Here is a 13,046-nt window from a genome sequence, read left to right as displayed (position 1 = left end):
TTTTTTCAGTATCTTTAAGCATCAAAAAAAGATACTATGATTCGTATTTCTACTTTTATTTTTCTTGTTTCCTGCCTTATCAGTTGTAAAAACTCTTCGGAAGGAGATGAAATTTCTTCCTTCGAAAAAAAGGATGGTAAATATCCTTTTGATTTAATGTTTATGCAGCGTGCCTATCCCAGTGGCGAAATAAATACCTCTGCCTATTCTGAAGCAATTCAATGGAAAATACAAGCGGCAAATAGAAATCCAGCTAGTGAAGTATGGCAATTCAGTGGCCCCTTAAATATTGGCGGACGGATTACCGATATTGAAATTCCTTCCAACCAGCCCGATGTTTACTATGTAGGTGCGGCTTCAGGAGGAATTTTTAAAACCGTAAATGGCGGAGATGATTGGACGCCTATTTTTGACGAACAGCAAATGCTCTCCATTGGCGATATTGAAATTTCCAAAAACAACAACAATTTAATTTATGTGGGAACGGGCGAAGTAAACGCTGGCGGCGGTTCCTTGGTTTATGATGGCGATGGAATCCATAAAAGCATAGACGGTGGAACTACATGGCAGTCCAAAGGATTGCCAGATATAGGCAGTGTTGGAAAAATTGTCTTGGACCCAAATAACGATAACACCGCATTTGTGGGCGCAATGGGGCCATTGTTCAGAAATAGCGCTAATCGTGGAGTTTACAAAACCACAAACGGTGGCGATAGTTGGCAACAGGTTTTGTTTGTAAGTGATTCCACGGGGGTTGTAGATATGGCAATTCACCCTACAAATGGAAACATTGTTTATGCTGCAAGTTGGGAGCGTATCAGAAGACCCAACAAGAGACAATACGGAGGAATAACTTCTGGAATATATAGAACCACAGACGGCGGTTCCAATTGGACTGAGCTTACCAATGGTTTGCCAAGTATAGCTTCCCAAAAAGGTAGAATCAGTATAGATATTTCGCAATCAAATCCCAGTGTGCTTTATACGCGTTATGCCGATGCCTCTGGCAATATTCAGGGAGTGTACAAGACCACTAATGGTGGGGATTCTTGGACCGCTGTAAATTCCAGTCAATTGACTGATGTAGGTTTTCACTGGTGGTTCGGTGGAATTTTTATTGATCCCACAGATGAAAACGTGCTGTACAATGTAGATTTTGAAGTACAGAAATCCACCAATGGTGGCACTAGCTGGAGTAGCGTTTTTACGAATGCACACGTGGACCAGCATGCAATGGCTTTTAATGCATCTGTTCCTGGCGAAGTTTTATTGGGAAATGATGGCGGTCTCTATTACAGCAACAACGGAGGATCTTCCGCAGTAAAGGATTTAAAACTGCCTATTACCCAATTCAACAGAATGTATGTTGATGCACAGAATGAAAACAAAATATACGGAGGGGCGCAGGACAATAGCACGAGCCGAACCCAGACGGGTGGCTTGAGCGATTGGAATATAATTTATGGGGGCGATGGTTTTCAGACATTGGTTGATCCCACAAATACAAATGTTATTTATGCGCTCTATCAATATGGTTCGCTTGGAAAATCAACCAATAATGGGGGTTCATTTTCCAATGCTACAAACGGAATATCCAGCGGCGACCGAAAAAATTGGGACAGCCCGATAGCATTCGATCCCAATAACTCTCAAATTCTTTATTTCGGTGCAAATAGGCTTTACAAAACCACGAATGCTGCAGGTAATTGGAGTGCCATCAGCCCCGATTTAACCAATGGGCCACATACGGGCAATCTCACTTTTGGAACCATAACAACTATCAGTGTTTCCCAATTTAATAGTCAGGTTATTTTTGTGGGAACCGATGATGGAAAAGCTTGGGTAACCCAAGATGGGGGGTCTAATTGGACAGACATTTCAACGGGAATTCCCAACCGTTGGGTTACTAAGATTCTGGCTTCAAAGGAAAATCCGAATACGGTCTATTTGACGCTTTCGGGTTATCGTTTTGGGGAAGATGTGGGGCATGTTTATAAAAGTATTGATTTTGGGAATAGTTGGGTTGATATTTCAAGCAGTTTGCCGGATATTCCGGTGAATGATATTGAACAGGACATTTTTGGAAATCTTTTTATAGGAACCGATATTGGGGTTTTGGCTTCCAAGGATGAAGGAGTCAACTGGAACGTTGTGGGAGAAAATATGCCGTCTGCAGTGGTGTCGGATTTGTTTATCCACGAAGGCTCGCAGTTTTTGTATGCTGCAACTTTTGGACGTTCAATTTATAAAATTGATATTTCAGGAAATATTTTGAATTCTGATGAAAATTTGTTCACTTCGGAGGTGAAAGTTTTTCCAAATCCAGCTTCGGAAATAGTGACCATTTTTATGAAAAATGCTTCAGAAAAAACTTTGTTGATGGTTTATGACATTATGGGAAGGCTTGTAAAACAACAGCGTTTTGAAAACGGGCAACTCAACCTTTCTGTTGAAAATTTACAGTCGGGTGTGTATTATTTAAAAATTTCCCAAGCGGGAAAACAGACGACCAAAAAACTGATTGTAAAATAAAATCTTCTAGTCATCAATTACTCAGAAACCATAGCGTGGCTTTTTGCACAACTGCCAATGTATCAAAGGGTAGGGCAGTCCGCATACAAAGCAGATTTATCTGCTACAATTCAGCTCGCGAACTATTTAAATAATCCTGAAAAAAGTTTCAAGAGTGTTCATGTTGCAGGGACCAATGGTAAAGGAAGCACGAGCCATATGCTGGCTTCGGTCTTTCAGGAAGCGGGCTATAAGACGGGACTTTACACTTCGCCACATCTAAAGGATTTTAGGGAGCGGATAAAAATTAATGGCGAAATGATTCCGAAGAAAAATGTTTCGGAATTCGTTGAAAAGCACAAAGCTTTTTTTGAAACCAACCAATTGTCTTTTTTTGAAATGACAGTCGGGCTGGCTTTTGATTTTTTCAGAGAAGAAAAAGTAGATATCGCTATTGTTGAAGTAGGAATGGGCGGTAGGCTGGACAGCACAAATATTATAACACCCGAAGTTTCTGTAATCACAAATATTGGTTTGGATCACACCCAGTTTTTGGGGAACACTTTGGAAAAAGTGGCGGCCGAAAAAGGAGGAATTGTAAAAGAAGGAATTCCAGTTGTTATAGGCGAAACACTTCCAGAGACAAAAGGTGTTTTTGAAAAAATTGCTTCGGATAGCAATGCGCCAATCACTTTTGCGGAAATAATTGATTCTTCTGGCTACACTTCAGATTTAAAAGGAATTTATCAGAAAAAGAATGTAAAAACTGTTTTAGCAACCATAAAAATCCTTCAAAAAAAAGGCTGGAACATTTCCGACGAAAACATTAAAAATGGATTGCTGAATACAATCAGAAGCACAGGTTTGATGGGGCGTTGGCAGGTTTTAAGCGAAAGCCCTAAAGCAATTTGTGATACCGCCCACAACCAAGATGGTTTGCAGTTGGTGATGGAACAACTGGCGACGGAAAACTATAAAAAGCTGCATATCGTTTTAGGAGTTGTTAACGATAAGGATTTGGGATCAGTATTGCCGCTGTTTCCGAAAGATGCTACTTATTACTTCTGTAAGCCAAAGATTCCACGCGGGTTGGATGCTTCCTTATTATTATCTCAGGCAAGAGGGTTTGGATTGGTTGGAGAAGACTATATTTCGGTAAAAGACGCATATTCAGCTGCTTTTGAAGTTGCTACGTCAGAAGATTTAATATTTGTTGGTGGGAGCACTTTTGTGGTGGCTGAAGTTATTTAAGCAAAATATAGGCATAAAAAAATCCCGACGAATTCGTCAGGATTTTTGAAAACTGGTGGGCGATGAGGGGTTCGAACCCCCGACCCCCTCGGTGTAAACGAGGTGCTCTGAACCAGCTGAGCTAATCGCCCTTCTTGTTAGCGGTTGCAAATATAAGTTACTTTTTAATTTCAGCAAACATTTATTTGAAATAATTGTGCAAGGAAGTATTTTAATGCGGATTGTAGAATTAAATAAGTTTAACTTTGACTTCATTCATCTTTTAAAACCCAAAACCCTTGAATCCAATCTTCAGAAACATAATAATAAACGTTGTAAAGAAACGCCAAAAGAACAAAACGGGTTCTAAACCTTTGGAGGCTTTTGACAAAAGCGTTACAAATTTGGAAGTAGAGGTAACACACGAGCTTACAGATTTATTCTATCTTTTTCTCGGAGTATTATCTGCCTCTTTCGGTCTTAGGGGTTTTTTGATGCCCAGTGCCTTTATTGATGGGGGTGTAACTGGCATTTCGCTGATGATAAATGAACTGACGGGTGTAGGGCTTTCACTTTTGCTGGTATGTTTTAACCTTCCTTTTTTGATACTTGCCTATTTTTCCATCGGAAAGAGGTTCGCAATAAAAAGTGTTATGGGGATCGTACTTTTGGCCATTGCAGTGGCTTTAATCCCTTACCCACAAATTACGGATGATAAAATATTGATTGCGGCCTTTGGGGGTCTGTTTTTGGGCCTTGGTATTGGGCTGGCAATCCGTGGTGGCGCTATCATTGACGGGACAGAGGTATTGGCAATATTCGTAAGTCGAAAAACCAGCCTTACAGTAGGGAATGTGATTTTGATTTTCAACGTTATTATCTTTATGACTGCGGCCTACTTTCTTTCTACAGAAATAGCACTTTACGCGATTTTAACCTATTTCTCCGCATCAAAAACAGTAGATTTTGTAATTGACGGTATTGAGGAGTTTATGGGAATCACGATTATTTCGGAACGAAGTGATGAAATCCGTTTGGCCATCATCGAAAAGATGGGGCGCGGCTGTACTATCTTTAAGGCAGAAAACGGGTTTTCAAAAAACGGCGAAACCAGAAGACCCGTTGATGTGGTTTATACGGTAATAACTCGATTGGAGATGAGCAAGCTCAAGACCGAAATTGATAAAATAGACAAGCAGGCCTTTATTATTATGACGTCTGTAAAGGATGCGAAAGGCGGAATGATAAAAAAGAAACCTATTAAAAAATTCGACAAATAACTTTCAGTTTTGATGTTTGTTTTGGTTTTTGGAATTTGTATTTTGGTGTTTTAAAAGAAAGGGTCATTAACTCAGTTGGTTTAGAGTGTCACGTCGACAACGTGGAAGTCACTGGTTCGAATCCAGTATGACCCACAAAATTTTAAAATCCCGATGAATTTTCATCGGGATTTTTTGTTGGCATTATATACGTAGTAGCACTTATAGGAATCAAAGCCTTTTATTGCTAATATTATAATAACAAATAGATTACGATTTATAGACAAGTGCTGAATAATCGCTTTTTATAAGAAATTGAACTCTTAAAAGATATAACGATGATTGATAAAGCTTTAAACATCATTACAGATTTCCTAAATCAGGAACTAAAAATGGTCTACGGTCTAAGTTCAGATGTTGTAATAGCTAGCAGTTTAGTGAATCCAGATGGTTCAGTTTCTAAAAATATTGAAAACAAGATTGTGGTTTCGGTTATAAATATTGAACAGGAAACCTTTTCAAAATCATTGAGCAATTATAAACCAACAGCTGGCAATTTGTATGGTAAAGTTGCACCACCAATAAATCTTAATCTATACTTGTTAATCTCGGCAAATTACAGTTCCTCAAATTATTTGGAATCCCTTAAAATGCTTTCGACCGTAATTACTTCATTTCAAGCAAATCCTTATTTCGCCAAAAATGAACATCCCAATATGGCGGCACCATTGGAGAAATTGACACTGGAAATATACAATGTGCCAATCACAGAATTGAGCCATATTTGGAGCAGCATTGGGGCTAATTATATACCTTCAATAGTTTACAGGGCACGAATTATAACACTGCAGGAAGACCGAATAAAAAAAGAAATACCTCCGGTTACAAACCCTTAGAGTTCATTAATAGTAAAATAAAAATTTAAAATATAAAAAAATGGCAGGAGAAGCACAAGACGGTAATTGGCCTTTACCCAAGTTTTACTTTAGTGTACGTTTGGGTTCACAAGATAATACAGTTTCCTTTCAAGAAGTTTCAGGTTTGGAAACAGAAACACAGCCCATAGAATATAGGCATGGGGATAATAAATTATTTTCTACCATAAAAATGCCGGGTATTACAAAAACTGGAAATGTAACCTTGAAGAGGGGAATCTTTGTAAACGACAACAATTTCTGGAGATGGTTTGATGCTGTAAAAATGAACACCATAACAAAGGAAACTGTAACCATCCAGCTTTTGGACGAAACAGGTAGCCCTACAATGACGTGGACATTGACCAATGCTTGGCCAACCAAGATAACAGGTACCGATATGAAAGCGGATGCAAACGAAGTTGCTGTAGAAACTTTAGAACTCAGCCATGAAGGTTTAACTATTAAAAACGGATAATAATGAATGAATTTGCTCCCGTTGCTTTTTATTTTCAACTCAGTTTAAGTGATGTATCTGCAAACGAGGATGCTGCTTTTAAAGAAGTTTCTGGAATTTCAATGGAAATGGGCGTGGAGGAAATTGCTGAAGGCGGCAACAACATGTTCAAACATCGTGTTCCTACTTCTGTAAAATTCTCGAACCTAGTTTTGAAGCGCGGTTTGGTACCCAAGGATTCTGAAATAATAACCTGGTGCAATAAAACTTTGGGCGGCAATCTTGACGATTTGGTAGAAACCAAAACCATAATTGTAAAGTTGTTAGATGAAAACGGAAATCCTATTAAATCTTGGAGTTTTGTTAATGCTTGGACCGTAAAATGGGCGGTTTCAGATTTAAATTCAGGAAGTAATGAATTGATTATTGAAAGTCTGGAGTTTGCTTACAGCTATTTTAAAGTATTTTAACCCCAAACAGACAGCCAAGAAACCCATTAAAATACAAACCTATGCCAACCTCACCTTTAACTGAAGAAACAAATTTACTCTCGTTTTCAATCCTTTCCGGAGGAAAAGAAATACCTAGTACTTACGAGGTAGTTTCCATAAAATTGGAACAACACCTAAACCAAATAGCAGAAGCAAAAATTGTATTGTTTGACGGAAATCCTGCTTCGCAAACCTTTGAAATTGCAGAGTCGAATAGCTTTGTGCCTGGGGCCGAGATAGAAATAAAACTAGGCTATCACAGTAAAAACGAAAGTATTTTTAAAGGGATTGTAGTAAAACAAAAAATTAATGCCGATTCTGTATCTGGAAGCACTTTAACAATTACTTGCAAAGACAAAGCACTAAAAATGGCGATTAATAGAAACAGTGCCATTTTTACAGACATGAAAGACAGTGCGGCAATTGAAAAAATTGTGGGCAACAACGGTTTATCTACAGCTATCTCTGCAACTACAGTAGAACACAAAGAAATTGTTCAATTTTACGCTACAGATTGGGACTTCATAATTAGCCGCGCAGAAGCAAACGGTATGATTGTAATTACCGATAGCGGAAAACTAACTTTAGCAAAGCCAAATGTTTCTGCAGGTCCAGAATTACAGTTGCAATTTGGGAATGATATTATTGAATTTGATGTAGAAATGGACGCTACAAATCAATATAACGGGACCACGGCAAATGCTTGGGATATGAGTGCCCAAAATACAATCAATGCTGTATCCACAGAACCTAGCGTAAACAAACAAGGCAATTTAACGGGAAAAAAACTTTCTGAAGTGCTTGGTGGCAAAACCAACAACTTAAATTCATCTACTGGAATTACCAGCGAAGATATCCACGTTTGGTCTGATGCGGCCTTACTGAAATCACGATTGTCTCAATTTAGAGGAACGTTGGTTTTTCAAGGTTCTTCAAAAGCGAAAGTAAATTCAACAATAAAATTAGAAGGATTGAGCAGTCGTTTTAACGGCAATGCTTTTGTTTCTGGGGTTATCCATACTGTTGAAGATGGCCAATGGCATACGGAAGTAAAAATAGGAATGGCTGCGGAATGGTTTTCAGAAGAATATCGTATTTCAGCACCTGAAGCATCCGGATTGCTGCCGGGCGTAAAGGGATTGCAAACAGGAATCGTAAAAAAAATGTATGAAGATCCCGAAAACCAATTTCGCGTGCAGGTTGAAATTCCACTTCTCGGGGCAGAAGGTGAAGCGGTTTGGGCTAGATTGGCAACCTTTTATGCAGGTAAAAGTATTGGCGCCTATTTTATGCCAGAAGTAGGAGATGAGGTTTTACTGGGCTTTATGAACGAAGACCCACGGTTTCCCATTATTTTGGGAAGTGTTTACAGCAGCGCCAACCCAGCACCCGAAATTCCAGATGAAAATAATTCAATTAAAGCATTGATTACGCAAAACAAACTGCAGTTAAAGTTTGATGATGAAAATAAAATAATAACAATTCTTACGCCTAGTGGAAATACGATGATATTAAGTGATGACGCTAAAAAAATTACAATCTTAGATCAAAATAGCAATAAGATAGAAATGAGCAGCGAAGGAATTTCATTAGAAAGTTCTAAAAGCATACATATTAAAGCTGCGGAAGATGTTAAGATTGAAGGTAGCAATGTGAGTATAAAGGGTCAAGCGTCTTTAAAAGTCACAGCAGCAAATGTTGCAATAACCGGCGATATGTCAACAAGTGTTAAAGGTGGAGCCGAATGTACCATCTCCAGCGATGGAAACTTATCAGCCAAAGGAGCCATGGTTAATATTAATTAATTTAGAAAAAGATTTAAATAACATAAAAAAATGAGTGAACAAGTAGATCGTGAATTTTTGGACTCATTATTAATAAACAGTGCAGGATTAATAATTATTGCTCCTTTTCTGCCAATGTTATTTGAAAAATCTGGGCTAATGCAAGACAGTAGATTTAGAGATGCTGAAAGTTTATATAAAGCCATTCATTTACTTGAATATGCTGCTGCCGGAAGCACAATAGTGAATGAGCAGGATTTGGTAATCCATAAAGTGCTCTGCGGCATTAGTATAAAAACTCCCATAGATTTATCAATTACATTGAGTGATACGGATAAAGAACTGGTTGAAAGCTTGTTGCTTGCGGTTATCCAGCAATGGACTGTACTTGGCCAAACCTCAATCGCAGGTTTACAAGAAACTTTTCTTCAACGGAAAGGAAGACTTGAAGAAGATGCCGACGCCTATTTCTTGAGAGTAGAACAGAAGGCTTTTGACATGCTATTGGATCAAATTCCGTGGAATATCACTACAATAAAATTAGGTTGGATGCAGAAAACACTAAATGTAACATGGAGGTAATAGAAAAATTAGCAAAAACACTTCAAAAAGAAATTAACTGGTTTAAAAGTGTTGTAGATACTAGCCTGGCGTTGTATTTTAAAAATGAAAGCAACCAAAAATCTGTTTACGCTATAGCGCCTCCAGATTTAGATAAAGACAGCTCGCCTTATGCTGAAATAGTGAAAGAGTTACAGCTGGGTTTTGAAGAAAGGCTAATGCTAATTTTAGCGATGATTCCCTATTTAAAACCTGACGTTTTAGATGTGTTTTTAATTAAAAACCAAAACTTGAATTCTGGCTTTTCAGAATTTGGAGGAATTAATAACGCAAATAAACCAGGTTTTACCCCCACTTTAGAAACAGCGTATTTTATTCTGGGTGGCTACAACCTTACTACTCGATTAAAACTTTTGGCAACAACCAACACAGAAAATATATTGTTCAAAAAAGGGATTTTAGAAATAGATGCTCAACAACAGTTTGGAGTTCATCAAAAACTTCAAATTTCTTCAGAATATTATGGTCTTTTTACAATGGGTAAAAAACATTTGCCGCAATACAGCACTATATTTCCTGCAAATCAAATTACCACTGCTTTAAAATGGGAAGACCTTGTTGTAGCAGCAGCTATAACCGAAGCGATTTTAGAAATAAAGGATTGGCTTAAACATAGCCCAAAGATTTTAAAGGAATGGAATTTCGAAAATAATTTTAAAAAGGGGTATCGCGCATTATTTTACGGCCCTTCTGGCACAGGCAAAACACTAACCGCCAGTTTGCTGGGTAAGGAAACCAATCGTCCTGTTTATAGGGTAGATCTATCTCTGGTGGTTTCAAAATATATAGGTGAAACCGAAAAAAACCTAAGTCGTTTTTTTGATGAAGCCCAACAGAAAGACTGGATACTCTTTTTTGATGAGGCCGATGCACTTTTCGGAAAAAGAACTAATTTAAGAGATGCCCATGACCGTTACGCGAATCAAGAAGTTGCATATTTGTTGCAGCGTATTGAGGATTTTTCAGGTTTGGTAATTCTTTCAACCAATTTAAAAAACAATATAGATGCAGCTTTTACTAGACGTTTTCAGAATATGGTGCATTTTTCAGCACCAGACTCGCAGCAACGAAAATTATTGTGGGAACATCTTTTCAAAGAAAATTTTGAACTAGAATCTTTCATAGATTTAGATGATCTTGCAGAGAGATACGAACTTACAGGGGGCGAAATTACAGAGGTGCTACGCTATTGCGCTTTGCAAGCCGCAAGAAGAAACGAAAAAAAAGTATTGCTAAACGATATTATTACAGGAATACGTAGCGTATATAGAAAACAAAATAAAACCATATAATTATGCCAAAGCAAGTATGTATGGGAGCCACAATAAGGTGTTCTTTTGGTATTGCCCCTTCCACATTAATTGTGTTGCCTGCAAATAGGGTAATGACCAGCAGTATGCCTGCCGCCACTATTTTAGACAATAAACCTTTAGTAAATATTCTTCCTTTTGGAATGTGTTCTTCTATAGCCAACCCTACGGTTGCTGCCGCTACAACTGCCGCTTTGGGGGTTTTAACGCCTATGCCTTGCATACCAGCAACAGTAGCGCCTTGGGCTCCTGGAAGCCCGACAGTAATGCTTGCCAATATGCCCACTTTAAACAATACCTGTTCTTTAAATTGTATGTGGGGTGGGGTTATAACTTTTGAACATGCGGGACAGGTGAAGTGTGAGGTTGGTTAACTCCATTAAATATACCATTTTTTGAACTTTGATGTTTTAAGATTTTGGTTCAATTACTCAGTTGGTTTAGAGTGTCACGTCGACAACGTGGAAGTCACTGGTTCGAATCCAGTATTACCCACTATAAATAATTTCACAAATTTCATGATTTTCACGCCCGATGAGTGTTTCTCTTCGGGTTTTTTGTGAATTAAATTTACGTAGTACTACTTATAGGAACTAAGTCTTTTTATAGTTAATATTATGGGTATGAAGTTCTCCTAATAATTTTTAAAATACTTATAATCAGTAAATTATTCTATTAGGGACACTTTTTTTTTAAATTATAAAAATCGTTCCTAATGAACAATCACCCTCCCGTTGCATTTTATTTTCAACTAAGTCTTAGAAATACATCTGGAAAAGATGAAGTGTTTTTTAAAGAAATTTCTGGAATTACAATGGAAATGGGGACAGAAGAAATGACAAAAATCGGAAACAATAACTACAAATATCGTGCGCCTAATTCTATAAAATACTCAAACCTAATACTAAAAAAAGGGTTAGTGTCAAAAAATTCTGAAATTGTTATTTGGTGTATTAATACTTTTAATGCTAATCCGAAAGATTCCATAAAGCCCAAGGATATAATTGTAAATTTGTTGGATACCGATGGAATCCCACTCAAATCATGGGTTTTTATGAATGCCTATCCCGTAAAGTGGACTGTTTCGGATGTAAATCCCGAAAATAATATAACTATTGAAACCTTGGAATTTGCTTATAGTTCTTTTCAATAACTTTAAATAAATTCTAAAATTCTTTCCAAAGCCATTCCGCGGGAAGCTTTAATCAGGATTGTTGCGTTTTTTGGCGAATTGCTTTTAACTGCTTCTTTTAATTCATCAAAAGTTTCAAATTGCTTTATATGAGAGGCATGGCTGGTTGTTTTAAAGAAATTGCTTCCCACCAAGAATACGTTTCCAAAAGAGTTTTCCACTAAAAAATCAACGATGTTTTGGTGCTCGGTTTCTGCTTCTTTACCCAGTTCAAACATATCGCCCAGAAACATTATTTTGTTGTCGCCTTTCGCCTGTTTAAAGTTTTCCAGAGCTGCCATCATGCTCGTAGGATTTGCGTTGTATGCATCCATCAAAATGGTGTTTGTGCCATTGACCATCAATTGTGAACGATTGTTGGAGGGAACATAAGCTTCAATTCCAGCTTTAATTTTTTCGGGGGAAACCTTAAAATAGGCCCCAATAGCAATTGCGGCGGAAAGATTTGCGAAATTATAAGCGCCCACTAAGTTACTCTGTATCTGTATTCCTTTGAATTCCAGTAAAAGATGATGTGTACTGTTCAGTAATTTTATATCGAAATCACTTTGAGGTGTACCAAAAGTTATGCGGTCAATTCCTTCAGAATTCGCTAATTGTTTTGGATCGTTTGCATTTACAAAAAGTTTTTTGTTGTGTTTTTTCAGAAATTGATAGAGCTCTGTTTTACCCTGGATCACTCCTTCAATACTTCCAAAACCTTCCAAATGTGCTTTTCCGAAATTTGTGATGTAGCCATAATCGGGTTCCGCTATTTCACTTAACATTTTTATTTCGCCCAAATGGTTGGCACCCATTTCTACGATTCCAAACTTGGTTTCTTTGTCCATTGCCAGTAAGCTTAGGGGAACACCAATGTGGTTGTTCAAATTTCCTTTTGTGGCGACGGTTTTAAATTTTTGGGAAAGCACCGCATTTATAAGTTCTTTGGAAGTTGTTTTTCCGTTGCTTCCCGTTAAAGAAATAATGGGAAGATTGAGAAATTCTCTGTGAAATCGCGCCAATTGCTGAAGGGTCAACAAAACGTTTTCCACCAAAATGGTTTCACCGGTATTTTTATGAAAAGCTTCATCATCAACAATAACCTTTCCGGCACCTTTATCCAAAGCTTCCTGCGCAAATAGGTTTCCGTTAAAATTTTCGCCTTTAAGTGCAAAAAAAATACAGTTTTTTGAAATTTTACGAGTGTCTGTAGAAGCACCACTGCTATCCAAAAAATGTTTGTGGATCAATTCTATATTCATAAAATAAATATACTAAAAAACCCTCCGAAGCGT

At 37.7% G+C, this 13,046-nt stretch carries 12 protein-coding genes and 3 tRNA genes; 13 read left to right on the top strand and 2 right to left on the bottom strand.

Annotated features, from left to right (window positions below; all coding sequences use genetic code 11):
• The first annotated feature begins 36 nt into the window (after positions 1 to 36).
• Entirely contained in the window at positions 37 to 2,532 is a 2,496-nt protein-coding gene (locus ESU54_RS04800; protein WP_111843579.1) for a T9SS type A sorting domain-containing protein, read from the top strand.
• Between the two features lie 12 nt (positions 2,533 to 2,544).
• Positions 2,545 to 3,762 carry a bifunctional folylpolyglutamate synthase/dihydrofolate synthase gene (locus tag ESU54_RS04795; RefSeq protein WP_111843580.1) on the top strand — a complete coding sequence of 406 codons (1,218 nt, stop codon included), beginning with the start codon at positions 2,545 to 2,547 and terminating at the stop codon, positions 3,760 to 3,762.
• A 53-nt stretch (positions 3,763 to 3,815) separates the two neighbouring features.
• Here the strand turns inward: ESU54_RS04795 and ESU54_RS04790 are convergent.
• A tRNA-Val gene (locus ESU54_RS04790) sits at positions 3,816 to 3,893 on the bottom strand.
• Positions 3,894 to 4,040: 147 nt separating this feature from the next.
• Here ESU54_RS04790 and ESU54_RS04785 point away from each other — a divergent pair.
• The 11 genes from ESU54_RS04785 to ESU54_RS04735 all read left to right on the top strand — a co-directional run bounded on the left by ESU54_RS04785 (position 4,041) and on the right by ESU54_RS04735 (position 11,730).
• Positions 4,041 to 5,021: a YitT family protein gene (locus ESU54_RS04785; protein ID WP_111843581.1), complete on the top strand. Its 981-nt coding sequence runs from the start codon at positions 4,041 to 4,043 to the stop codon at positions 5,019 to 5,021.
• 60 nt (positions 5,022 to 5,081) lie between these two features.
• Positions 5,082 to 5,156 (top strand) — tRNA-Val (locus ESU54_RS04780).
• A gap of 182 nt (positions 5,157 to 5,338) precedes the next feature.
• On the top strand, positions 5,339 to 5,896 hold the full coding sequence (locus tag ESU54_RS04775) for a DUF4255 domain-containing protein (RefSeq protein WP_111843582.1): 558 nt from the start codon (positions 5,339 to 5,341) through the stop codon (positions 5,894 to 5,896).
• A gap of 40 nt (positions 5,897 to 5,936) precedes the next feature.
• Positions 5,937 to 6,392, top strand: a complete 456-nt coding sequence (locus ESU54_RS04770) for a phage tail protein (protein ID WP_111843583.1) — start codon at positions 5,937 to 5,939, stop codon at positions 6,390 to 6,392.
• 2 nt (positions 6,393 to 6,394) lie between these two features.
• Positions 6,395 to 6,841, top strand: a complete 447-nt coding sequence (locus ESU54_RS04765; RefSeq protein ID WP_111843584.1) for a phage tail protein — start codon at positions 6,395 to 6,397, stop codon at positions 6,839 to 6,841.
• Positions 6,842 to 6,882: 41 nt separating this feature from the next.
• Positions 6,883 to 8,667, top strand: coding sequence for a type VI secretion system tip protein VgrG (vgrG, locus tag ESU54_RS04760; protein WP_111843585.1), 1,785 nt, complete (start codon positions 6,883 to 6,885; stop codon positions 8,665 to 8,667).
• 30 nt (positions 8,668 to 8,697) lie between these two features.
• Entirely contained in the window at positions 8,698 to 9,228 is a 531-nt protein-coding gene (locus ESU54_RS04755; RefSeq protein WP_111843586.1) for a contractile injection system tape measure protein, read from the top strand.
• Complete coding sequence (locus ESU54_RS04750; RefSeq protein WP_111843587.1) at positions 9,219 to 10,559, top strand: ATP-binding protein; 1,341 nt, start codon at positions 9,219 to 9,221, stop codon at positions 10,557 to 10,559. The genes ESU54_RS04755 and ESU54_RS04750 overlap by 10 nt, the downstream gene beginning before the upstream one ends.
• Positions 10,560 to 10,561: 2 nt before the next feature.
• Complete coding sequence (locus tag ESU54_RS04745) at positions 10,562 to 10,951, top strand: DUF4280 domain-containing protein (RefSeq protein ID WP_111843588.1); 390 nt, start codon at positions 10,562 to 10,564, stop codon at positions 10,949 to 10,951.
• Between the two features lie 46 nt (positions 10,952 to 10,997).
• Positions 10,998 to 11,072: transfer RNA gene (locus tag ESU54_RS04740), tRNA-Val, on the top strand.
• Between the two features lie 220 nt (positions 11,073 to 11,292).
• Positions 11,293 to 11,730, top strand: coding sequence for a phage tail protein (locus tag ESU54_RS04735; RefSeq protein WP_111843589.1), 438 nt, complete (start codon positions 11,293 to 11,295; stop codon positions 11,728 to 11,730).
• A gap of 2 nt (positions 11,731 to 11,732) precedes the next feature.
• Here ESU54_RS04735 and ESU54_RS04730 read toward each other — a convergent pair whose 3' ends face one another.
• Positions 11,733 to 13,013 carry a UDP-N-acetylmuramoyl-tripeptide--D-alanyl-D-alanine ligase gene (locus ESU54_RS04730; RefSeq protein ID WP_111843590.1) on the bottom strand — a complete coding sequence of 427 codons (1,281 nt, stop codon included), beginning with the start codon at positions 13,011 to 13,013 and terminating at the stop codon, positions 11,733 to 11,735.
• Between the last annotated feature and the right edge of the window lie 33 nt (positions 13,014 to 13,046).

The sequence above is a fragment of the Aequorivita antarctica genome (assembly GCF_007997155.1).
Taxonomy (GTDB): domain Bacteria; phylum Bacteroidota; class Bacteroidia; order Flavobacteriales; family Flavobacteriaceae; genus Aequorivita; species Aequorivita antarctica.
This window is presented reverse-complemented; position numbering and strand designations above follow the sequence as displayed.

Bases quoted from the DNA above. Each gene is read 5' to 3' on its own strand.
- ESU54_RS04800 (WP_111843579.1), top strand. From the start codon at position 37: ATGATTCGTATTTCTACTTTTATTTTTCTTGTTTCCTGCCTTATCAGT.
- ESU54_RS04775 (WP_111843582.1), top strand. From the start codon at position 5,339: ATGATTGATAAAGCTTTAAACATCATTACAGATTTCCTAAATCAGGAA.
- ESU54_RS04770 (WP_111843583.1), top strand. From the start codon at position 5,937: ATGGCAGGAGAAGCACAAGACGGTAATTGGCCTTTACCCAAGTTTTAC.
- ESU54_RS04765 (WP_111843584.1), top strand. From the start codon at position 6,395: ATGAATGAATTTGCTCCCGTTGCTTTTTATTTTCAACTCAGTTTAAGT.
- vgrG (WP_111843585.1), top strand. From the start codon at position 6,883: ATGCCAACCTCACCTTTAACTGAAGAAACAAATTTACTCTCGTTTTCA.
- ESU54_RS04755 (WP_111843586.1), top strand. From the start codon at position 8,698: ATGAGTGAACAAGTAGATCGTGAATTTTTGGACTCATTATTAATAAAC.
- ESU54_RS04750 (WP_111843587.1), top strand. From the start codon at position 9,219: ATGGAGGTAATAGAAAAATTAGCAAAAACACTTCAAAAAGAAATTAAC.
- ESU54_RS04745 (WP_111843588.1), top strand. From the start codon at position 10,562: ATGCCAAAGCAAGTATGTATGGGAGCCACAATAAGGTGTTCTTTTGGT.
- ESU54_RS04735 (WP_111843589.1), top strand. From the start codon at position 11,293: ATGAACAATCACCCTCCCGTTGCATTTTATTTTCAACTAAGTCTTAGA.
- ESU54_RS04730 (WP_111843590.1), bottom strand. From the start codon at position 13,013: ATGAATATAGAATTGATCCACAAACATTTTTTGGATAGCAGTGGTGCT.